Origin of the sequence: Streptococcus sanguinis (assembly GCF_026781265.1) — a bacterium.
GTDB lineage: Bacteria > Bacillota > Bacilli > Lactobacillales > Streptococcaceae > Streptococcus > Streptococcus sanguinis_T.
The window spans coordinates 226,494-247,202 of the sequence record NZ_JAKUVC010000004.1 but is presented as its reverse complement, the minus strand read 5'-3'; the positions used below and the strand labels follow the sequence as shown (position 1 = coordinate 247,202).

20 protein-coding genes are annotated in these 20,709 nt (G+C 44.0%); 5 read left to right on the top strand and 15 right to left on the bottom strand.

Annotated features, from left to right (window positions below; all coding sequences use genetic code 11):
• Nucleotides 1-70: 70 nt before the first annotated feature.
• Together MK370_RS06990 and MK370_RS06985 are read right to left on the bottom strand one after the other, a co-directional pair.
• Nucleotides 71-1,357, bottom strand: a complete 1,287-nt coding sequence (locus MK370_RS06990; RefSeq protein WP_101771570.1) for a peptidase U32 family protein — start codon at nucleotides 1,355-1,357, stop codon at nucleotides 71-73.
• 227 nt (nucleotides 1,358-1,584) lie between these two features.
• Nucleotides 1,585-2,514, bottom strand: a complete 930-nt coding sequence (locus tag MK370_RS06985; protein ID WP_268684707.1) for a peptidase U32 family protein — start codon at nucleotides 2,512-2,514, stop codon at nucleotides 1,585-1,587.
• Between the two features lie 130 nt (nucleotides 2,515-2,644).
• Between MK370_RS06985 and MK370_RS06980 the strand changes: the two genes are divergently transcribed.
• Nucleotides 2,645-2,947, top strand: a complete 303-nt coding sequence (locus MK370_RS06980) for a DUF3270 family protein (RefSeq protein ID WP_268684706.1) — start codon at nucleotides 2,645-2,647, stop codon at nucleotides 2,945-2,947.
• 121 nt (nucleotides 2,948-3,068) lie between these two features.
• On the opposite strand, the gene MK370_RS06975 is transcribed toward MK370_RS06980, so the two are convergent.
• From MK370_RS06975 to MK370_RS06940, 8 genes are all read right to left on the bottom strand, one after another.
• Entirely contained in the window at nucleotides 3,069-3,548 is a 480-nt protein-coding gene (locus MK370_RS06975; protein ID WP_268684705.1) for a YtxH domain-containing protein, read from the bottom strand.
• A 15-nt stretch (nucleotides 3,549-3,563) separates the two neighbouring features.
• Nucleotides 3,564-3,962 carry a DUF948 domain-containing protein gene (locus tag MK370_RS06970; RefSeq protein ID WP_268684704.1) on the bottom strand — a complete coding sequence of 133 codons (399 nt, stop codon included), beginning with the start codon at nucleotides 3,960-3,962 and terminating at the stop codon, nucleotides 3,564-3,566.
• Nucleotides 3,963-4,019: 57 nt separating this feature from the next.
• Entirely contained in the window at nucleotides 4,020-4,805 is a 786-nt protein-coding gene (gene lgt / locus MK370_RS06965) for a prolipoprotein diacylglyceryl transferase (RefSeq protein WP_002920747.1), read from the bottom strand.
• Entirely contained in the window at nucleotides 4,798-5,733 is a 936-nt protein-coding gene (hprK, locus tag MK370_RS06960; RefSeq protein WP_268684703.1) for an HPr(Ser) kinase/phosphatase, read from the bottom strand. The genes lgt and hprK overlap by 8 nt, the downstream gene beginning before the upstream one ends.
• Before the next feature lie 136 nt (nucleotides 5,734-5,869).
• Entirely contained in the window at nucleotides 5,870-6,361 is a 492-nt protein-coding gene (locus MK370_RS06955; RefSeq protein WP_268684702.1) for an NUDIX hydrolase, read from the bottom strand.
• A gap of 203 nt (nucleotides 6,362-6,564) precedes the next feature.
• Nucleotides 6,565-6,840: a PspC domain-containing protein gene (locus MK370_RS06950; protein ID WP_049540665.1), complete on the bottom strand. Its 276-nt coding sequence runs from the start codon at nucleotides 6,838-6,840 to the stop codon at nucleotides 6,565-6,567.
• Between the two features lie 138 nt (nucleotides 6,841-6,978).
• The gene (locus tag MK370_RS06945) at nucleotides 6,979-7,416 is read right to left on the bottom strand and encodes a SprT family protein (protein WP_268684701.1); all 438 of its coding nucleotides are present in this window, start codon (nucleotides 7,414-7,416) and stop codon (nucleotides 6,979-6,981) included.
• On the bottom strand, nucleotides 7,403-9,535 hold the full coding sequence (locus MK370_RS06940; RefSeq protein WP_268684700.1) for a Tex family protein: 2,133 nt from the start codon (nucleotides 9,533-9,535) through the stop codon (nucleotides 7,403-7,405). The genes MK370_RS06945 and MK370_RS06940 overlap by 14 nt, the downstream gene beginning before the upstream one ends.
• A 178-nt stretch (nucleotides 9,536-9,713) precedes the next feature.
• On the opposite strand from MK370_RS06940, the gene MK370_RS06935 reads away from it, so the two are divergent.
• From MK370_RS06935 to zwf, 4 genes are all read left to right on the top strand, one after another.
• Nucleotides 9,714-9,851 (top strand): SPJ_0845 family protein, encoded by a 138-nt coding sequence (locus MK370_RS06935; RefSeq protein WP_002897213.1) that lies wholly within the window; start codon nucleotides 9,714-9,716, stop codon nucleotides 9,849-9,851.
• Nucleotides 9,848-10,753 (top strand): permease, encoded by a 906-nt coding sequence (locus MK370_RS06930; RefSeq protein WP_268684699.1) that lies wholly within the window; start codon nucleotides 9,848-9,850, stop codon nucleotides 10,751-10,753. Before MK370_RS06935 ends, MK370_RS06930 begins: the two co-directional genes overlap by 4 nt.
• Nucleotides 10,750-11,568, top strand: a complete 819-nt coding sequence (locus MK370_RS06925) for a TIGR03943 family putative permease subunit (protein WP_268684698.1) — start codon at nucleotides 10,750-10,752, stop codon at nucleotides 11,566-11,568. The genes MK370_RS06930 and MK370_RS06925 overlap by 4 nt, the downstream gene beginning before the upstream one ends.
• 174 nt (nucleotides 11,569-11,742) lie before the next feature.
• Entirely contained in the window at nucleotides 11,743-13,203 is a 1,461-nt protein-coding gene (gene zwf / locus MK370_RS06920) for a glucose-6-phosphate dehydrogenase (protein WP_268684697.1), read from the top strand.
• A 50-nt stretch (nucleotides 13,204-13,253) separates the two neighbouring features.
• Here zwf and ftsY read toward each other — a convergent pair whose 3' ends face one another.
• From ftsY to rnc, 5 genes are read right to left on the bottom strand one after another with little or no spacing between them, the layout of a single operon-like run.
• Nucleotides 13,254-14,774, bottom strand: a complete 1,521-nt coding sequence (gene ftsY, locus MK370_RS06915; RefSeq protein ID WP_268684696.1) for a signal recognition particle-docking protein FtsY — start codon at nucleotides 14,772-14,774, stop codon at nucleotides 13,254-13,256.
• A gap of 3 nt (nucleotides 14,775-14,777) precedes the next feature.
• Complete coding sequence (locus tag MK370_RS06910) at nucleotides 14,778-15,596, bottom strand: Cof-type HAD-IIB family hydrolase (RefSeq protein ID WP_268684695.1); 819 nt, start codon at nucleotides 15,594-15,596, stop codon at nucleotides 14,778-14,780.
• Complete coding sequence (locus MK370_RS06905) at nucleotides 15,596-16,390, bottom strand: Cof-type HAD-IIB family hydrolase (protein WP_268684694.1); 795 nt, start codon at nucleotides 16,388-16,390, stop codon at nucleotides 15,596-15,598. The genes MK370_RS06910 and MK370_RS06905 overlap by 1 nt, the downstream gene beginning before the upstream one ends.
• 1 nt (nucleotide 16,391) lies before the next feature.
• Complete coding sequence (gene smc / locus MK370_RS06900; RefSeq protein ID WP_268684693.1) at nucleotides 16,392-19,928, bottom strand: chromosome segregation protein SMC; 3,537 nt, start codon at nucleotides 19,926-19,928, stop codon at nucleotides 16,392-16,394.
• The gene (gene rnc, locus MK370_RS06895) at nucleotides 19,919-20,617 is read right to left on the bottom strand and encodes a ribonuclease III (RefSeq protein WP_268684692.1); all 699 of its coding nucleotides are present in this window, start codon (nucleotides 20,615-20,617) and stop codon (nucleotides 19,919-19,921) included. The genes smc and rnc overlap by 10 nt, the downstream gene beginning before the upstream one ends.
• Nucleotides 20,618-20,709: the final 92 nt, after the last annotated feature.

Below are 20,709 nucleotides of genomic sequence, written 5' to 3'. Positions count from 1 at the left end.
TACTTCCTCTCTGAAAACCTGTATTCATAAAGATGACTTTTAGATTAAAAAGCCACCTATGAATATAAGATTAAGCTCGGACGGTCACGCTAGTGCCATCTTCCTTGTATAGATTAATCAAGCCTTCCTTGCGAGCCCGCACCATATCGCCAGCCTCTACGGGCTGCTCCAAGTGAATGGTCAGAAGCTCCATAGGATTGGGGGCGCGGTCAATTTTGTTACCTTCAGCATCTCGAAGGTCTGTGATAAAGGTTTCAAAATGACGGAAGCCCGGTCCGTAAAACTCAACCTGATCGCCTTCATGAATAACATTACGCTGACGAATAGTCGCTGTCTGACTGTCTGCGTCATAGGCTACTACTTCTGCTACAAATTTGTATTCTGGAATCTTGCGTCGCGCTCCGAAAAGCTGCTCATTTTCAGTTGGAGTATGATAGTAGAATCCTGTGGCCAATTCTCGTTGAGCAACCTTCCACATCTCATCGACCAAATCCTGCTTGATAGCTTCGAACTTTTCAGGACTTTCTAGATAAGCATTCACTGCTGCTTTATAGCAGTTAGTCACAGTGGAAACATAATGAATAGACTTCATCCGTCCCTCAATCTTCAAGCTATCCACTCCGTTTTCAATCATGTCTGGTATGCGGTCAATCATGGACATATCAACCGCGGACATGGAAAATTCTTCTGGAACTTCACCTTTCAAGCTCTTACGTTCTTGTCCAAAAGGCATATCATAGAGGTCGTATTTCCAACGGCAGGATTGCGAGCAGCCTCCACGATTGGCATCACGCATACTCATGTGGTTGGATAATGTACAGCGTCCAGAGTAGGAAATACACATCGCCCCATGAACAAAGGCTTCTATTTCAACATCAGTCCGTCTGCGAATTTCAGCTAGCTCAGCCATTGACACTTCGCGAGCTAGGACAACGCGAGTCAGTCCCAGATTTTTCCAGAACTCCAGCGTTTCATAGTTGGTCGCACTGGCCTGAGTCGATAGGTGGATTTCCAGACCAGGAGCCTCTGATGCTGCGATAGCAATCAAAGCCGGATCTGAAACAATGACAGCCGCAATCCCGATATCCCGCAAACGGCGAAACCACTCACCAGCTCCCTCTTCGTTACCCTCGTGCATGACCATATTGGCCGCGACATAGACCTTAGCACCATAACGAGCCGCAAACTGAACCCCTTCTTCCATCTGTTCAAAGGTAAAGTTCCCAGCCCGACTGCGCAAACCATAGGCCTGTCCGCCAATAAAAACAGCATCTGCTCCATATCGAACAGCTACTTTTAGCTTTTCCAAAGTACCAGCAGGTGATAACACCTCCGGTCGTTTCAACTTTCTTGCCATCATTTTCTCCTATTTGCAATATAAAAGTGTTGATGTCTAATCCTTATTATTTTATAGTAATTTACCCCTAAAAGCAAGGTTCTTTGAATTATTTTCACAATTCTAATTTTCAGTTTTTTTCGAATTAATTCAAAAAAAGTTTGAAACATCTATTTTTTACTCCTGCTTTATAAATATTATTTTTGTTCTCAAAAAAGAACTCCTAAAAGGAGTCCTAGTTTCGATATTTATTTTACCATATCGGGATCATAGTCATAAAATCCGGTATCGAGAAAACGATTTTTCGGATGCAGTTTATGAATCGCCTCATCCAGCACAAAGGCTTGATCTGAGCTAAACTTGCCTGCTTCAATCAAATCCCTTGCCTCTACAAAAATCCTAGCAATCTCAACAAAGTTGTGACCAGGTGTGTAGAGACCTTCTAGCTTCCAGTGGCAAAATCCATGGTCAACCAATTCTATCAACTTGGTCATCAAATCCAAGTCATTATTGGCAAAAATATGAGTACCATGATTGTCCTCAAAAATCGAGTAATGGCTCTGCGGATCGCTTGGTTCTGCCAGAAATAGATCCCGTTCTCTCGTCTTTTCATCATCGATATGAGTAAAATTATAGTAATTCTGCAAAAGAGGACGCTTGGAGTGATGGATGACACTAGCTCCGTAAACCAAGACTTCAGCAGGAATTTCCAGAATCTCTGGCATCTTAAAAAGCTCAGCAGAAGGAATCTCACGTGCTAGGACAGCTTCTGAAACTCCTGCGTTCTTAGCCCAAAAGTTAATCTGACGACTGCTGGTAACCATGGTCGAGGCATCGTAAATGGTCTTTAATTTATAACCATCGCGCTGCAGCACGTAGAAAACACCAGCGTCCCCAACGGTAATATAATCTGCCCCAATCTCCTGCAGAAAATCAAGATAGGGCTTAATCTTATCCATCATTTCCTGATGCATGAGAGCGTTCACCGCAACGGTCAACTCTTTTCCTGCTTGGTGAACCAAATCAGAAATTCGATTTAATTCGTCTAAACTAAAATTATGAGGCAAACGAAGGCCGTAATTTTTCTCACCGACATAAATTCGATCGACATTTGCCTCCAAAAGTTCCTCAACTTGTTCTATACTTTCAGCTGTTGCTGTAATAATTATCTTTTTCATAAAACCATTATAGCAAAAAAATATAAAGGAGTGGTTTTTCATTCGAATTTATCCGTTTTGTAACTCTTTTGTAATATTTAAAACTGCAAAAAAATGGTAGAATTAGAGGGTACTGTAAGGAGAGAGAATTATGCACGTAAGAAAATACCAACAATATGATGACCCAACTGACTACTACTATCAAGAAATTGAATCTGAACAAACACCACTTTATCAAGAGTACTTACCTGAAGCAGAAACATCACCAAGATTAAGCGAACTCTTTTTCTTCTTAAATATTGCTGTTTTCTGTGTCTTGACAGTTTTGTTTAGCTTTGTATTTTTGAGTTTAAAAATGAATACATTTATTTCCTTTACTTTGGCCATTGCTTCCAGCCTGATTAGCATTCAATCTTATCGCCTGTTCGCAAAGAAACGCCAAACTAGCAAATAAACCAACCTTGTGATTCTACGATTTTAAAATATAAGAAAAACCGACGACGCTTTAAGTCCTCGGTTCTTTTTTTCGTTCTTGTAAACAAAGAAGACTAGCAAAATTGCTAGTCTTCTTTGTTTTATTTTTCTTCTTGACTGTCTGTTTCAACAGCCTTTTCTTCTTGTCCTTCTGTCGCTTCTGCTCCGAAGTCAATGATGATTTCTTCTGAAGGTTCTTCTTCCTCTTCGAAGATCACAGGTTCTTCCTCAGCTAAGCTACTTTCTTCTTTATCAAATTTTTCTTTGATTTCGTTAAACTTATCTTGTGAGTAGTCCACGACTGACTTGGTCGTTTCTTTGACTGATTCGATGACTGTTTCAGTTGTAATCTCGCCCTTCTCAACCTTTTCTTTGGTTTGTTGAATTGCGCTAACAGCTTGATTTGAAAAGTCTTTAGCAGACTGAACAACAGCTTCATGAATATCGTCAGGATTTTCTTGGTAATCCTTAACAAACTCCCGAACCTTGTCTGTCGTTTCCTTTCCTTTCTTACTGGTCAGGAAATAGGCAGCAGCTGCACCCGTAATGGTACCCAATAACAATGATGAAAATTTTCCCATAGTGGACCTTCTTTCTTATTTTTTAAACAATTTTGAAGCAAAGCGCAAAGCAGATAAACCAACTGTAGTTTTGATGGTTTTGTTACGAGCAGATACTGCTTTTTTACTCATCGTACGCGCCTGAACATTTAAATCTGAAACAGACTCAGATAGGTCTGCAACAGCTGTAAACAAAGGGTCAATGGTTGCGACTTTTTGATTGATGTCGTCAGTTAAGACATTGACCTTGGCCAGTAAACCATTGGCTTGGTGAAGGGTCACGTTGACATCAGAAGTTAAGACCTTGATGGTATTTTCTGTTTCATCTAGCATCTTACCAGCTTTCTCACCCAGATTTTTGACAGTAATCGTCAAGTAAATCACGAAGATAATGAGGGCTACCGCCAGTAAAGTATAAGCAATTTCAATTATCATATTTCTCTCCTTTCATTGCAGACATCTTTTACAAGAGTCAGCGTCAATAAGCATTTCTTATTCTTGATAATAAGGGGCTTTCTTTTTTCTTTGGTAAATGATGATGCCGATTCCGACAAAAATAAGAATCAGTGACAGCCATTGGGAAACGCGCAGACCAGCAAACATAAGACTGTCCGTCCGCATACCCTCAATGATCATCCGACCAAAGCCATACCAGATTAGATAGAAGGCGGCGATTTCTCCCTGCCTCAGCAACTTAGGCCGACGGCGGAGAACAATAATCAAGATAAAGCCAATTAGGTTCCATACAGATTCATAGAGGAAAGTTGGCTGTCTGTAACTGCCTTCGATATACATATTCTCACGAATAAAGCTAGGCAGGTAGTTCAAACTCTTAACTGCCGCACCATAGGCTTCATGGTTGGCAAAATTTCCCCAGCGACCAATACTCTGGGCAATCATCACGCTTGGTGCTGCGATATCCAGAAAATCGACTGGGTGAATCAACCTTCTCCGACAGAAAAAGTAGAGAACGATAGCACCAGCTATCAGCCCACCGTAAATGGCAATCCCGGCTATTCCCCCATTCCAAAAATCAATGATTTTTATCAGATTCTTACCGTAATAATCCCATTCGAAGGCCACGTAATAAAGTCGAGCCCCCACGATGGCTACGGGAAAAGCTACTAGGATAAAATCCAAAATATCATCAGGGATAATCTTCCGACGCGGAGCCTCTTTCATGGCTAGATAAACGGCTAAAACTAAGCCTGTGACAATACAGATAGCATACCAGCGAATACTGATAGGCCCTAGTTGGATAGCTACTGGATCAATCATGTTTCACCTCATTCCGGCTAATTAAATCGGTGAGGCGCTCTTCAAAGATCTTAGTAGCATCATAGCCCATTTGCTTAGCTCGATAGTTCATCGCCGCAGCCTCAATCACGACAGAGATATTGCGACCAGTCTTTACAGGAATCCGAATACGGGGAATTCTGACGCCGGCAACCTCCAGCTCCTCTGCATCATTACCCAGACGGTCAAAGGTCTTATGGACATCAAAGTTTTCCAGATAGACAGCTATCTGGACCTGAGAAGAATCCTTGACAGCGCTGGCTCCATAAAGGCTCATGACATCAATGATACCAACACCTCGAATTTCCAAGAGGTGGCGCAGGATTTCAGCCGGCTCTCCCCAAAGGGTCATTTCATCCTTGGCATAGATATCCACTCTGTCATCCGCAACCAGCCGATGTCCACGCTTAACCAACTCAAGCCCTGTTTCACTTTTACCAATTCCGCTGTCCCCTTGGATGAGAACCCCCATGCCATAGATATCCATAAGAACACCATGAACACTGGTTCTCTCAGCCAGCCGGGAATCAAGATAGCTAGAAATTTCTCCAGACAAGCGGCTGGTAGAGGTTTTGCTTCTAAGGATAGCAAGCTGCTTCTCATCAGCAGCTCTAATCATTTCTTCAGGAATCTCTAAATTTCGAGCAATGATAATCACCGGCGTCTCAGGCTGGAACATTTTCAGCAGCACCTGATGACGGTTATGAGAGCTCATCTTCATCAAATAAGACCACTCTTTCATCCCAATCAGCTGTATCCGCTCAGGTGTATAAAAATCGAAATATCCTGTCATTTCAAGTCCTGGTCGAGAAATATCTGAAGTTTTAATTTCTTTCTCAAGTAAAACTTTATCTCCGTACTCCTGAGACAGACGGGATATTTTTAAGAGGTCTTTGACCTTTACCGACATTGTCTTCTCCTTTCAAATTCATCTTCCTCTATTATAGCAAATTTTTACCTCAAAAGAATCCTTAAGATTGATTTTAGGTCGAAAAAATATTTTGATTTAAATAATTTTTTAGTGAAAATAGAAAAAAGCTGCAACATCAATCGATCAGGCTACTGAGAATTTTCTTTTGGTTCTTAAAACAAGGATGGTATTCTACAAAATCTGGGATCTCTTCCAGAGGCAACCAGACATGAGCATCTGTTTCACCCGTTTGATAGCGGACTAGACTCTTATCCCCAGACACAACCACTTCATAATAGTCGAAATGGCACTGGTCTTTGACAGAGCACACCTGCTCCAAAAGCCTGATACTGTCAGGAACCAGGCCTGTTTCCTCTTTTAACTCACGCAGGGCGGCTGTCTGACTATCCTCTCCTGCCAGCACACTGCCTCCCGCTCCGAACTCATAGTAGCCAGGATAGAGACTTTTATTTGCTGACCGTCGCATAAATAGAATATCACCATCCTGATGGCGAACCAAGACATTGACACAGAGATGAAACTGTCCTTCAGGAATTTTTTCTCCTCGAACCAGGAGATGAGGGAGTTGGTTTCGATTTAAGTCATAAGCATTCCAAACTTCTGTCATATTTCCTCCTTGGATAAATTGTTAATATTTTGGTGAAGTTTTTAAGTGTCGACTTACCTGGTTTTCTAGACTGCTTCTTTTAGATTTTTTCTAAAAGAAGCAAGCAGAAAATAAATCACGGCATAGAAATGTCTTACTAAAACATTCCCTACTTCAAGCAAAAAATCGGGAGTGCATCCCGAAATTTTCTATTTTATTAAGAATTACCAAAACCAACCGTCTTTATCGTCTTTGATAGCTTCCGCTTCTTTTCGTTTGCGTGGGCCAGTTCCGTACATTTCTTCTTCTAAGTCTTCTTTATAAGGCATAACCATGGCCAGCAGGATATAGATGAGAATTCCCAAGCCGAAATTGACCACAGTAAAGATAATAAAGAGGAAGCGCACTAGGCTCAGATCAAAATCAAATTTATCAGACAGACCGGACAAGACACCGGAAATCAGTCGATTCTTTTTCAACTTATAGAATTTCACGTTCATGATAGAGACCTCAATGATCATATTTACTTTATTCTACCATATTTCATGAGAAAACAATCGGGCCAAAGGCTGATTATGGATTAGAATATTCATTCTTTTAAAAAAGAGAGTTCTTCAAGGAACTCTCTTGCTGATCTATCAAGCTTTCTCTGACAAACGAAGCTTGCCCATACAGCGTCCGCAACAGTATTTTTGAAGATTGACTCTGCGTCTGCGACGGATAAGTGCTCCGCAGCGCAGGCATTCATAGATGAGAAAGGATTGCGAATCTGACAATGAGGGGGCGTAGCGCAGACCATCAACTCGCTTGAGCAGGTCTTTAAAATCTCTATCCCCATGGCGGTAACCTTTACCCTGATAATAGAGGTGATAATGAGCCAACTCATGGCGGACAATTTTTCGAAAGATCTCCAGCCCAAAAGTTTCATAGATTTTTGGGTTGAAATCCAGATGTCCGTCTTTAGGAAAGAAGCGTCCCCCTGTAGTACGGAGACGCTTATTCCAATAAGCTTGGTGGCGGAATTCCCAGCCAAAATCCTCAAGCGAAACTCGCTTGACATAGTTAGTTAGATTCATTTGGTGCTATCAGAGAGAGGTTAACCTTCTCCCGTTCCACATCCAATTTATTCACCCAGACAGTGACCAAGTCACCAACAGATAGGACTTGACTAGGATGCTTGATATAGTCTGTGCTCAGCTTGGAGATATGGATAAGACCATCTTCGTGGATACCAATATCCACAAAGGCTCCGAAATCGACGACATTGCGGACGACTCCTTCCAGCTTTTGACCGATGCGCAGGTCCTTGATATCCAAGACATCCTGCCTCAGAACTGGTACGACAAAGGAATCTCGCAAATCTCTGCCAGGCTTGAGCAAATCAGCAATAATATCTTTAAGTGTTTCTTCCCCCAATCCCAACTCGGCAGCCAAACTAGAAATCTGCACAGCCTTTAATTTGGCCTGAGCTGCTTCATCCAAACTGCTAATTTCAAGACGCTTAAAGAGCTCCTCCACCGCCTTATAAGACTCTGGGTGAACGCCTGTATTGTCTAGCAAGTTATCACTTTCTGGAATACGCAGGAAGCCGGCTGCCTGTTCAAAAGCCTTTGCGCCTAGACGCGGCACTTTCTTGATGGCCTCGCGAGACCGAATCAAGCCTTCCGTTTCCCGGTACTTGACAATATTTTCTGAGATAGTTTTATTAAGACCAGCTACATGGGCCAGCAGGGCAGGACTGGCTGTGTTGATATTAACTCCGACTTGGTTGACCACTGTATCAACGACAAAGTCCAGACTTTCAGACAGTTTTTTCTGGCTGACATCATGTTGGTACTGACCAACCCCGATAGACTTAGGATCAATCTTAACCAACTCTGCTAAAGGATCTTGCAGGCGGCGGGCAATGGAAATAGCTGAGCGCTTTTCAACAGTCAAATCTGGAAACTCATGACGAGCCAGTTCACTAGCAGAGTAGACAGATGCTCCGCTCTCATTGACGATGACATAGCTGACATTCGGATGGGATTTCAAAACTTCTGCTACAAAAGCTTCGCTTTCTCGGCTGGCAGTTCCGTTTCCGATGGCAATGATTTCCACGCCAAACTGCTCAATCAGCTCTGACAGTTCCTTCTTAGAAGCTTCAATCTGAGATGGCTTTGCTGGCGCTACTGGATAGATAACATGAGTCGTCAGCATCTTACCTGTCGCATCAACAACAGCTAGCTTGGCTCCTGTCCGAAAGGCTGGGTCAAAGCCCAGTACTACACGACCTTTGAGAGGAGCAATCAGGAGGAGATGGCGAAGGTTATCTGAGAAGAGCTGAATCGCACCATCCTCAGCAGCCTCAGTCAGCTCGGTCCGAATACGTCGCTCCATAGCTGGAATGATTTTCTTTTTGACCGCTTGCTGGACAGCTTCAATAATATAGGCATTTTTCACCTTGAAACGTACTTCAAAGAAGCGTAAGATCTTCTCAAGATTGTGCTCAAAACCAATCTTGAGAATACCTAGCTTCTCACCACGGTTAAGGGCCAGTGTCCGGTAGCCTTGCATAGTCGCTACTTTTTCGGAAAAATCATAATAAATCTGGAAGACCTGCTTTTCATCTAGATCACCGTCTTTGAGACTGGATACGATAGAAGAATTGTTCTGCATCTCGTGGTAGGTCCAAGCCCGCAGCTTGGTATCTTCAGAAATTGCTTCAGTCAGAATATCCACTGCTCCAGCTAGAGCAGCTTCTGATGTTGGAAAGGCTTCACTAGTCAGTTTCTCAGCCTCTTCCTTCAGATTAGACGAATCTTGTAGGATGAAGCGGGCCAAAGGAAAGAGACCTGCTTCACGCGCAATCGTAGCCTTGGTACGACGCTTCTCCTTATAAGGCAGATAAAGTTCTTCCACATCAGCCAGCTTTTCAGCAGCCTCAATCTCAGAGCGCAGAGCATCCGTTAGTTTGCCCTGCTCCTCAATCTTAGCTAAGACCGTCGCTTTACGCTCTGCCAAGGCAGTCATGCTCTTATCTAGGTCAATGATTGCCTTAATCTCGACCTCATCTAAATTTCCTGTCATTTCCTTACGGTAACGAGCAATAAAAGGAATTGTATTTCCTTCAGCGGTCAGATCTAGGACCTGTGATACTTGGCTTTCTTTAAGGTCCAATTTCTGGGCAATTTTTTCAATATTTATATTTTCCATAACAATCCTATTATATCACAAGTGCTTTGAAAGATAGGCAGTTTTAGAACTATTTAGTACTATTTGTACAAAAAAATTTAGGGTAAATCAGCGACAAAGAGTCTCCTATGTTTCAAAATTTCATTTTTTGATAATTGGTAGTATAATAGAATTATTATTTTAGAAATGAGGTGCCTTTATGGCTGTTAAATTTACTAGATCAGATGATTTGGACAAAATGTTTGAGGAGTTTGCGACCCTTCCCAAGATGGAAAAGGTAGAGTTCCCTGAGGAAGACAAGAAAAAATCTAAAAACGAGAAGGATAAGAAAGAATGAGCTTCTTCTCTCAGCTGCCGGCCAGTGTCCTGCAAGCCGGCGCCATCTTTCTCTCCATTATCATTGAGGCCCTGCCTTTTGTCTTGATTGGAAGTATCATTTCTGGCTTTATCGAGGTGTATGTCACGCCGGACAAGGTTTATCGTTTCCTGCCCAAGAACAAATGGGCTCGGATTTTCTTTGGGAGCTTGATTGGTTTTGTCTTCCCCTCTTGCGAGTGCGGAATCGTTCCCATTATAAACCGGTTTCTGGAAAAGAAAGTTCCCAGCTACACGGCTGTGCCTTTTCTGGTAACGGCTCCAGTCATCAACCCCATCGTACTCTTTGCGACCTACTCAGCCTTTGGAAATTCCTTCCGAATGGCTCTGCTTCGTGCTTTAGGTTCTATGGTCGTGGCTGTTCTTTTAGGGATTTTTCTGGGCTTCTTTGCAGATAGCAATATCCAAAAAGAAAATCGCAAAGCGGTTCATGAGCATGACTTTTCACATCTCAGCAAGGGACAAAAGCTTTTTCAGGTCTTTGTGCAGGCCATTGACGAATTTTTCGATACAGGCCGCTATCTTGTCTTTGGCTGTCTCTTTGCCAGCCTGGTCCAAGTCTATGTGCCAACCAGAATCCTGACCTCCATCAGCTCGACACCAGCTGTTGCTATTCTCCTGCTCATGCTGCTGTCCTTCCTGCTCTCACTTTGCAGCGAAGCTGATGCTTTCATCGGGAGCTCCTTGATTGCTAGCTTCGGCCTATCGCCAGTCTTAGCTTTCTTGGTCATTGGGCCTATGCTAGATGTCAAGAATCTGCTGATGATGAAAAACTACTTTAAGACACGCTTTATCTGGCAATTTATCAGCCTGGTTACCGTCGTCGTCTTTCTTTACTCTTGGCTTGTGGGGGTAGTGCTATGATTCGATTTTTAATCTTAGTCGGCTACTTTGAGATTACCATGTATCTGCAGCTGACGGGCAAGCTTAATCAATATATCAATCTCCACTATTCCTATCTGGCATACTTGTCTATGATTCTGTCCTTTGTCTTGGCAGTCGTGCAGCTTATCATCTGGATGAAGAAGATGGAGGTTCATAGTCATTTAAGCACTCGCTGGGCCAAGTTAGGCAGCGGACTGCTCCTCGTCATTCCGCTTTTTGTAGGAATTTTCTTTCCAACTGTAACCTTGGATTCGACAACAGTTTCGGCTAAAGGATTTCATTTCCCGCTGGCTGAGGGAACTTCAACCGCTATTCAGCAGGACGAAGGCACAACCAGCCAATACCTGAAGCCGGACACCAGCACCTACTTTACCAAGGGGGCTTACGAAAAAGAAATGCGGGCAGCCGCTAAGAAATATGTCAAGCAAGATACCATTCAGGTCACAACTGAGAACTACATGGAAATCATGGAAGTCATCTATGATTATCCCGACGAGTTTGTAGGCAAGACGCTGGAGTTCACCGGGTTTGTCTACAATGACCCCAGCGATCAGAAGAGCCAATTTCTCTTTCGCTTCGGTATTATCCATTGTATCGCCGACTCAGGTGTCTATGGCCTCTTGACGACTGGAAATACCCAGCATTTCGAGAATAATACCTGGATTCATGCCAAGGGAAAAATTACCATGCACTACCATAAAAGTCTGGGGCAAAGCCTGCCAACTCTAGAAGTTGAAAGCTTTGATAAGGTAGAAAAACCGGACAATCCTTACGTTTATCGGGTATTTGAATAAAGAAAACGAGGCTGGCACAATTGTGTCTTAGCCTCATTTTTTGGATTTGAATATGTTTCAAGCAGCGGTTGATTTCTTTCTGTTTATCTTCCTTTTCAGAAACCGAATTTCTGAATACAATCTTTAGAAAAATTGTGATAAAATAGAGACATCATTTAGAAAATAGGTATCAGGATGTCTTCAAAAGTTATTGTAACAATTTTCGGAGCCAGCGGTGACTTGGCCAAAAGAAAACTCTATCCATCCCTCTTCAGGCTCTATAAGTCTGGCAATCTTTCCAAGCATTTTGCAGTCATTGGAACAGCCCGCCGGCCTTGGAGCAAGGAGTATTTTGAGTCTGTCGTTGTCGAAGCAATCGCTGATTTAGCCGACAGCCCCGAGCAAGCCCAAGAGTTTGCCAGTCACTTCTACTATCAAAGCCATGATGTGCAAGATACCGAGCACTACATTGAGCTGCGCAAGCTTCAAAACCGACTCAATGAGCAGTACCAAGCCGAGCACAATAAACTCTTCTTCCTGTCCATGGCTCCGCAATTTTTTGGTACCATTGCCAAACACCTCAAGTCTGAAAACATTGTAGATGGCAAAGGATTTGAACGTCTGATTGTCGAAAAACCTTTCGGAACAGATTTGGCAACTGCCAGCCAACTTAATGAAGAACTCTTGGCTGCCTTTGATGAAGAGCAGATTTTCCGTATTGACCATTATCTAGGCAAGGAAATGATTCAGAGCATCTTCGCTATCCGCTTTGCCAATCTTATCTTTGAAAACATCTGGAATCGTGACTACATTGACAATGTCCAGATTACCTTTGCAGAAAAATTAGGTGTCGAAGAACGTGGCGGTTACTATGACCAGTCCGGTGCTCTGCGCGATATGGTGCAGAATCATACCTTACAGCTCCTGTCACTCTTAGCTATGGACAAGCCGAAAAGCTTCAGCAAAGAGGATATTCGGGCAGAGAAAGTCAAAGTTTTTGAGCGCTTGGTAAAGCCGAATAAAGAAGACTTAAAACGCTTCTTTATCCGCGGTCAGTATAAGTCTGGCACGGTCAAAGGCAAGAAATACATCTCCTACCGGAGTGAGCCTAATGTCAATCCTGACTCCATGACCGAGACTTTTGCTTCAGGAGCTTTCTTCGTCAATAGCGAGCGTTTCCGTGATGTTCCATTTTTCTTCCGAACTGGTAAACGTCTCACTGAAAAAGGCACTCTTGTCAATATTGTTTTCAAGCAGATGGAGTCTATCTTTGGTGAGGAATTAGCACCAAATGTTCTGACCATTCATATCCAGCCAACTGAGGGCTTCTCACTTAGCATGAATGGCAAAGAGGTCGGCGAGCGCTTCAGCTTAGCTCCTCTCTCTCTGGACTATCGAACAGACGCAACAGCTAGTGGCGCATCCCCTGATCCTTACGAAAAATTAATCTTTGACGTCCTCAACAATGACTCAACCAACTTCAGCCACTGGGATGAAGTCCGCTCCAGCTGGGAGCTGATCGATCAGATTGAAGAACTCTGGCATAGCAATGAAGTGCCTCTCTATGAATATCCTGTCGGATCTATGGGACCAGACGCATCCTTTGAACTCCTTAGAGAACTTGGAGCTGACTGGCAGTGGACTCCAAACAAATAAAATTTAAAAATTGTTCATAAAAAGCCAGTACGTATACTGGCTTTTTTGCTTTATACCAAGCCTTCAAGCAGGCCTTTCATAAAGTTCTCTGAGTTGAACTCACCGATATCATCAATCTTTTCTCCAAAGCCAATCAGCTTCACTGGGATATCCAATTCCTGACGAATAGCTAACACAACCCCGCCTCGAGCTGTTCCATCAATCTTTGTCAGTACAATTCCTGTGACTGGAGTGATTTTAGAAAATTCTTTAGCCTGAACTAGAGCATTCTGACCAGTTGAAGCATCGAGGGCTAGGAAAGTTTCATGTGGTGCTTCTGGATCCACTCGCTTAATAATGCGGCCAATTTTCTCCAGCTCCGCCATGAGATTGTCCTTATTTTGCAAGCGACCAGCAGTGTCAATCATAAGAACATCAACCTGCTCTGCCTGAGCACGCTCCATACCGTCATATACCACACTGGCAGGGTCGCTCTTCTCAGGCCCTGTCACGACTGGAACATCTACGCGCCGACCCCATTCAGCTAGCTGAGCTACTGCTCCAGCACGGAATGTATCTGCAGCTACCAACATGACTTTCTTGCCTTGTTGTTTGTACTTATAGGCTAGTTTACCGATAGAAGTCGTCTTACCGACTCCGTTGACCCCAACAAAGAGCATGACAGTTAGTCCATTTTGGAAATTGATTTTTTCATTAAAGCGGCCATCTTTCTCATAAATGTCCACTAATTTTTCAATAATCAGCTGGCGCAGAGCAGCTGGTTTTTTAGAATTTTCCAGACGGGCTTCATAGCGTAGTTCCTCAGTCAGACTGGAAGCCACTTGAACTCCTACATCACTAGTGATGAGCAGCTCTTCCAAGTCTTCGAAGAACTCTTCATCTACTGAGCGGAAATTAGCAAAGAAGGCATTGAGCCGTGCTCCAAATCCTGTCCGAGTCTTCTTTAGGCTGCGGTCATATTTTTCCTGAGTGGATTCCTCTCGAGGAAGTTCAGCAGGCTCTTCTGTAGCTGCTGCTTCTGATTCTTCAGCAAAATCAGCTGCTTGCTTGACATGTTCAGATTCTGTTAGTGGAACATCTTCTGTTTCTGGTTCGAACTCATTAATTGAATCAGTTATCACCTCGTCATAAGAAGCTGCTTCATGCTCAGTATGAGATAAAGCTTCATCCGAAAAATCCGCTTGTTCAACAAGTTCTTCTACCGTTTCGTCATTGCTATCAGCATGATGCTCTTCTAGAGTTTCTTCAGTCTGAGTTGCTCCTTGAGCCACTTCTTGATTTTCTGCAATAATGTCTCTTTCATGCTCTGGCTCCTTGCTTTCTTCTTGGATAGCTTGAGATGCTGACTCTTCAACATCAGCCAAACTATCTTTTGTATCCGAAATTTGGTCATCAAGTTGCTGCTCGCCCTGATAGGACTGAACAGCTTCCGCTTCAAGATTCTCTCCTGCTTCTGGAACAGACGCTGTTTCTTTTTCAAGCTCGTCAATTTTTTCCAATGCTTCCTTGACAACTTCTTCAATCGGTGGTTCTTGTTTTTTTCGGCCGAAAAGGCGGTCAAATAATCCCATCGACTAATCCTCCTTTAGTACATATTCTTCAATAGCCCAAGCCACTGCATCCTCATCATTGGTCATAGGTGTCACAACATTGGCTGCTTCTTTGACGCTGGCTACTGCATTCTGCATAGCCACTCCCAAACCAGCCCACTCAATCATAGACAGATCGTTGGCTTCATCACCACAGGCCATGACCTGACTTCTCTCAATGCCTAAATGGGCAATCAGTTTCTCCAGACCGTTGGCCTTATAGACATTTTTAGGGGACCACTCCAGCAACATTTCTCTAGATTTGAAAATCTCATAGCGCTCAAATAATTCTGGTGAGATTTGCTCAATGGCCGCATCCAGTGGTTCTTGAGCATAAGCAGTCACACATTTATTATAAGTCTGCTGGCTGGACAAATCACTAAAATCAATAGACTCAAAGGTCAGAGCAGGATTGAACTGAGCATAAAGCGAGTCTTGATCGGATTGAATCTGATAGACAAGTCCTTCGCAGATAGCATCAAGCGGTATGTGGAGCTTATCCGTCTCCTCGTAAATCCGAGCTACATCATCATAAGAAAAGACTGTTTTATCAAGGATTTCTCCAGTGTTGCGCTGAACAAGACCACCATTAAAAGTAATGGTGTACTCATCCTCTTGACCGTCTGTTCCCAGCTCATGCAGGAAAAAGTCCATGGCCTTGAGGGGACGACCAGTAGTCAGAACTACCTTAAGTCCCTTGGCCTGAGCTGCTTTTAAAGCCGCTAAATTGCGGTCAGAAATCTTCTTGTCTGAAGTCAGGAGAGTTCCATCCAAGTCCAGAGCAATCAGTTTTATATCTGCCATTATAACCCCTCCATGTAAGTGATAACTGACTGAGCATCATGGTGACCGATGACTTCCTTGGCGACTTCTAAAATCTCAGGGCGAGCATTTTCAGTCGCAATCGGATAGCCAGCCACCTGCATCATGTGCAAATCATTGAGATTATCACCAAAAACCATAACCTGAGAAAGATCTATGTCAAGCTTCTTGGCCAGCTCGACAATGGCAACCCCCTTATCCACATAATCCAGAACGATGTCAATGGACTTATAGCCAGTCGTCATGGCCTTAACTCCATCGATATTCTCATTGACCCAAGCTTCACCAGCTGCGACTTGGTCCTCAGCAAAATTGGTCGTAAACTTGAAAATTTCATCGTCGATATCAGCCAGGCTAGCCACTTTTTGAATGTTTTCATTATAATGAGCACTGAAGGAAAGATAGGTCGGATCCACAGTCTCCAAGACATAGCAGGCACGTTTGCCCGTCAAAAGCAGCTCATTGACATTGACATAGGGTGATTCCTGCAGCTTGTCAAAAACCTTGAGGTAAAAGTCCCGAGGCATAGTTGCTTCATAGAGGTCCTCGCCATGAAATTCCACTAAACTGCCGTTTTCAGCAATAAAAATAATCTCATTGCGCACTTCCTCAAACAGCTTTTCCAGCGACAAGAAACCGCGTCCGCTGGCTACGGCAAAGTACATATCTTTTTCTTTGAAGCGAGTCAAAACTTGCTTGAGACGGTCCATATCAAACTGACCTTTACTGTCTAAAAAGGTGCCGTCCATATCCGTTGCTACTAATTTTATACTCATGTTACATACTTTCTAAATCTTTTAACTTGACTGAGACAATCTTGGAAACACCAGACTCCTGCATAGTAACTCCGTAAATAGAGTCTGCAGCTGACATGGTTCCCTTACGGTGAGTGACCACGATGAACTGGCTGTCCTTGTCAAATCGATTGAGATAATCCCCAAAGCGTTTAACATTAGCCTCGTCTAGCGCTGCTTCCACCTCGTCCAAGATAACAAAAGGAATGGTCTTAACGCGGATGATAGAGAAGAGCAGAGCCAAAGCTGACAAGGCCTTCTCGCCACCGCTCATCAGATTAAGCGACTGGATCTTCTTGCCTGGTGGCTGCACAGAGATTTCTACACCAGCCGTCAGCAAGTCTCCCTCCGTCAATATCAGGTCTGCAGAACCACCGCCAAACATCTGTCGGAAAGTCACCTTGAAGCTTTCACGAATGGCTTCAAAGGTTGATTTAAAGCGTTCCTTGACTTCGTCATTCATCTCTTCAATCGTCTCTAAGAGCAGATTTTTGGCTGATAGGACATCGTCTCGTTGCTCATTTAGGAAGTTCAAACGGTTGCTGACTTCTTCAAACTGCTCAACTGCTTCCAGATTGACTGGACCTAAAGCTCGAATGGCTTTTTCCAGATCCTTAACTTGACTTTCAGCAGCTGGTAAACTTTCTAAAGGCCGAGCCTGGCTGCTTGCTTCATCAAAGCTCATCTGATAGTCATCTGTCAGATTGCTTGCTAGACGGCGCATGACATCCATGAGCTTATCCTTTTCTGCCTCTGCTTTAGCCTGCCGGCGAATCAATTCTTCATTTTGATGGCGGGCTTGCTCCAAACGACTGGCAATATCGTCAGACTGACCTTCTAGATCTTCAAGCTCAAATTTCAGACGAATCAGTCTTTGATCCAGCTCACTCTTTTCTTGCTTGGCGGTCTCTAATTGCCCTTCTAGAACTGTAATATCCACCTTCTGCAGGCTCGACTGCTCCTTTTGCTCCATCAAGAGCTCCAAGGTTGCCTGCTCTTTTTCAAGGTTGGCTTTTTCCTCGGACAGTCGTTCCAAGTCATTCTTTTCAAAGCGTTGGTTGGAGGTCAATTCTGTCCGCTGGAGCTTGAGTTCAGCCAGACGAGAGGAAAGCTTGTCGAAACGAGCCTGAACTGCATCTTTGTTCGACTTAACCTGCTCTATTTCTGCAGTGATGTCCGTTTTTTCTTGCTCAATCTCAGTCAAGCGGATCTGCAGTCGGTCTTTCTCTTCTGAAATATCCAAAGCAGATTGACCAGCCAACTCTTGTTCCTGTAGATTTTTCAGACTTGTGAGCTCTTCTACGCGCTTGGCTAACTGTTCATAGGCTAGATTAGCCTTTTGCTCAGCCAAGCGAGCCTGCTCACCGTCTGTCTTGATTTGTTCCAATACCTGCTTAGCCTGACTGAGCTGGTTTTGCAGAATTTGCACTGCATCTTCTTGCTCTTTCAAGCTGACATTTTTCTGATTAATCTCCTCAAGCAGAGCATCTAGCTCCGGCTTGATAAAGATAGTATTGTTGTTACGGTTGGCACCACCAGCATAAGATCCGCCAGTCCGAAGCTCTGTTCCATCCAAAGTCACCATCCGAACCTGATAGCGCACTTGGCGAGCTGCTGCTCGGGCATGCTCCACTGTATCAAAAATAGCAGTCGTTCCCAGCAGATTTTGAAAAATGTTATCTAACGATGACTCATAGCTGACCAAGGAAGAAGCCAGTCCCAGAAAACCAGCACTCTTTTCAATCGTAGTGCGATGATGGTCAGGCAGCTGACGCGGCTTGATAGTTGTTAAAGGCAGGAAGGTTGCCCGGCCAGCTCGATTTTTCTTCAGAAATTCGATAGCCCGAGTCGCAGCCGCCTCATCTTCCACGATGATATTCTGACTGCTAGCTCCCAAGGCAATTTCCAGTGCTGTCTGATAGTGGGGGTCGAAGCTAAGCTTTTCGCTAACTGCTCCTACAATACCTCCCAGGCGGTCAGCCTCCTGCAGCACACTCTTGACTCCAGCATAGAAATTACTGTGATTTTTGAGAATGGCCTCCAAGCTATTGGAACGTGCCTGCTTGTTTTTGAGGTCATCCAAAAGCTCAAACATCTTAGTCTGCTGATGTTTATAATCTGCCTCTAGCTTCTCTACTAACTGGATCTGACTTTGATAATCAGCCAGTAGGCCCTTGAGGGCTTGGCGAGCAATTTCCAACTCCTCTAAACCAGCTTGCTCCTGCGCCTGACTAGTCTCCAAATCAGCCAGCAGCTTAGCATAGTCTGCCTTCTTGCTCTCAGCCAATTTAAGCTCGCTAGCCAGCTGGCTCTCCAGAGAAGTCAAGTCATTAGAAAGATTTGCCTCTTCCTGCATGAGCTTGACATACTGCTCACGCAGATGCTCAATCAGCTGGTCTGGATCATCTGAAAGGTCTGCTAATTCTGCTTCCAAAGCAGCGATAGACTGCTCATTGTCACTCAGTTTGGCAGCTATTTGGCTCAATTCAGCCTGCTTGTCTTCTATGTTGCTTTCTATCTGAGCCAGTTTTTCTGACAAAGCAGCCAAACGTTCTTCATTTTCCCGACGGCTCGTCGCTGCCTGGCTGGACTCCAATTTAGAAAGATCAATCTGACGCTCCAAATCACTGATTAAGCGGGTTAATTCCAGCAAACTAGCTTGATCATCAGACAAAGTTTGATTGAGCTCATGGCGCTTGGCCTTCAAGGTTTGGTTTTCAACTTCCAGCTCATCGCGCTTGCTGTAGTAGGCTGCTAGCTCCTGCTGTATATTCGTTAAATCTTCTTCTGCCTGCGTCAGCTTTTCCTTGTTAGCTGTCAGCTGAGCGACCAAAACATCCAAGTAAAGCTCTCGGCGCTGGCCATCCAGACTCAAGAAGCGCTTCGCAGTTTCAGCCTGCTTCTCCAAGGGCTTGACCTGGCTCTCCAGCTCGTAGATAATGTCTTCCAGACGGTCCAGATTATCCTGGGTCTGACTAAGCTTGCTTTCCGTTTCTTTGCGGCGTGTCTTATACTTAAGCACTCCAGCCGCTTCCTCAAAAATTGCCCGGCGTTCCTCCGGCTTGCTGTTGAAGATTTCCTCAACCTTCCCTTGGGAAATGATGGAGAAGGAATCTCGTCCCAGCCCAGTATCCATGAAAAGATCATGGACATCTCGCAGACGGACTTTTTTTCCGTCAATCTTATACTCACTGTCACCGCTGCGGTAAATGTGACGCTCCACCCGAATCTCATTGGCAGCATCCTTGATAAATTGGTCACTGTTGTCCAGAACCACTACCACTGATGCATAATTAAGTGGCTTGCGGGTTTCTGTTCCCGCAAAAATCACATCGGGCATCTTGCCGCCCCGCAGACTTTTCACACTGGACTCTCCCAAGGCCCAGCGCAGGCTCTCCGTAATATTGGACTTGCCGGAACCATTTGGCCCAACAACCGCTGTCACTCCCTGATCAAAGACAACTTTAGTCTTATCAGCAAATGACTTGAAGCCCTGAATTTCAATTTCCTTTAAAAACATGAAGAACTTTCCTTTTCAAATGCGTTTTTAGCAGCTTGCTGCTCGGCCAGCTTTTTAGAACGCCCCTGGCCTTGACCGGACTTGCGGCCATTGATGAGAACAGACACCTCGAAATTTTTGGCATGAGCCGGACCTGTTTCAGAGACGACCTGATAGGCAATTTCCACATCACCATTAATCTGCAGCAACTCCTGCAGCTTGGTCTTATAGTCCGTCACCCGTTCAAAGTCTCCCGCTTCCACCTTGGGAATCATGACTTGATAGAGAAAGCTTTTGACTGCTTCCACACCCTTATCCAAGAGCAAAGCGCCTAAAAAGGCCTCGAACAAATCTCCTAAAATCGTATCACGATTCCGGCCGCCAGACTTCTCCTCTCCGCGTCCCAGCTTGATAAACTGATCAAACTGACAATCACGGGCAAAGCCTGCCAGGCTCTCTTCCCGAACAATCATGGAACGTAACTTGGACAGGTCCCCCTCTGGCCTCTTAGGATACTTGATATAAAGATACTCCGAAATAATCAGTTGTAGAACAGCGTCTCCTAAAAATTCCAAGCGTTCATTGTGTGAAATTTTTAAGAGGCGGTGCTCATTGGCATAGCTCGTATGGGTAAAAGCCGTTTCCAACAAGGTCTCATCAGAGAAAACCAAGTCAAACTGCTCCAGCAATGCTTTTTTCAAATTTTCCATTTACTATTTTATATCATGCTGACTTCAGTTAGATAAACAGCATGATACCTTTTCCTTTCCAAAGATATACAGTCTCTATTATAACAAAAAAC

Coding starts and splice junctions, on each gene's coding strand:
- MK370_RS06990 (WP_101771570.1), bottom strand. CDS start 1,357: ATGGCAAGAAAGTTGAAACGACCGGAGGTGTTATCACCTGCTGGTACT.
- MK370_RS06985 (WP_268684707.1), bottom strand. CDS start 2,514: ATGAAAAAGATAATTATTACAGCAACAGCTGAAAGTATAGAACAAGTT.
- MK370_RS06980 (WP_268684706.1), top strand. CDS start 2,645: ATGCACGTAAGAAAATACCAACAATATGATGACCCAACTGACTACTAC.
- MK370_RS06975 (WP_268684705.1), bottom strand. CDS start 3,548: ATGGGAAAATTTTCATCATTGTTATTGGGTACCATTACGGGTGCAGCT.
- MK370_RS06970 (WP_268684704.1), bottom strand. CDS start 3,962: ATGATAATTGAAATTGCTTATACTTTACTGGCGGTAGCCCTCATTATC.
- lgt (WP_002920747.1), bottom strand. CDS start 4,805: ATGATTGATCCAGTAGCTATCCAACTAGGGCCTATCAGTATTCGCTGG.
- hprK (WP_268684703.1), bottom strand. CDS start 5,733: ATGTCGGTAAAGGTCAAAGACCTCTTAAAAATATCCCGTCTGTCTCAG.
- MK370_RS06955 (WP_268684702.1), bottom strand. CDS start 6,361: ATGACAGAAGTTTGGAATGCTTATGACTTAAATCGAAACCAACTCCCT.
- MK370_RS06950 (WP_049540665.1), bottom strand. CDS start 6,840: ATGAACGTGAAATTCTATAAGTTGAAAAAGAATCGACTGATTTCCGGT.
- MK370_RS06945 (WP_268684701.1), bottom strand. CDS start 7,416: ATGAATCTAACTAACTATGTCAAGCGAGTTTCGCTTGAGGATTTTGGC.
- MK370_RS06940 (WP_268684700.1), bottom strand. CDS start 9,535: ATGGAAAATATAAATATTGAAAAAATTGCCCAGAAATTGGACCTTAAA.
- MK370_RS06935 (WP_002897213.1), top strand. CDS start 9,714: ATGGCTGTTAAATTTACTAGATCAGATGATTTGGACAAAATGTTTGAG.
- MK370_RS06930 (WP_268684699.1), top strand. CDS start 9,848: ATGAGCTTCTTCTCTCAGCTGCCGGCCAGTGTCCTGCAAGCCGGCGCC.
- MK370_RS06925 (WP_268684698.1), top strand. CDS start 10,750: ATGATTCGATTTTTAATCTTAGTCGGCTACTTTGAGATTACCATGTAT.
- zwf (WP_268684697.1), top strand. CDS start 11,743: ATGTCTTCAAAAGTTATTGTAACAATTTTCGGAGCCAGCGGTGACTTG.
- ftsY (WP_268684696.1), bottom strand. CDS start 14,774: ATGGGATTATTTGACCGCCTTTTCGGCCGAAAAAAACAAGAACCACCG.
- MK370_RS06910 (WP_268684695.1), bottom strand. CDS start 15,596: ATGGCAGATATAAAACTGATTGCTCTGGACTTGGATGGAACTCTCCTG.
- MK370_RS06905 (WP_268684694.1), bottom strand. CDS start 16,390: ATGAGTATAAAATTAGTAGCAACGGATATGGACGGCACCTTTTTAGAC.
- smc (WP_268684693.1), bottom strand. CDS start 19,928: ATGTTTTTAAAGGAAATTGAAATTCAGGGCTTCAAGTCATTTGCTGAT.
- rnc (WP_268684692.1), bottom strand. CDS start 20,617: ATGGAAAATTTGAAAAAAGCATTGCTGGAGCAGTTTGACTTGGTTTTC.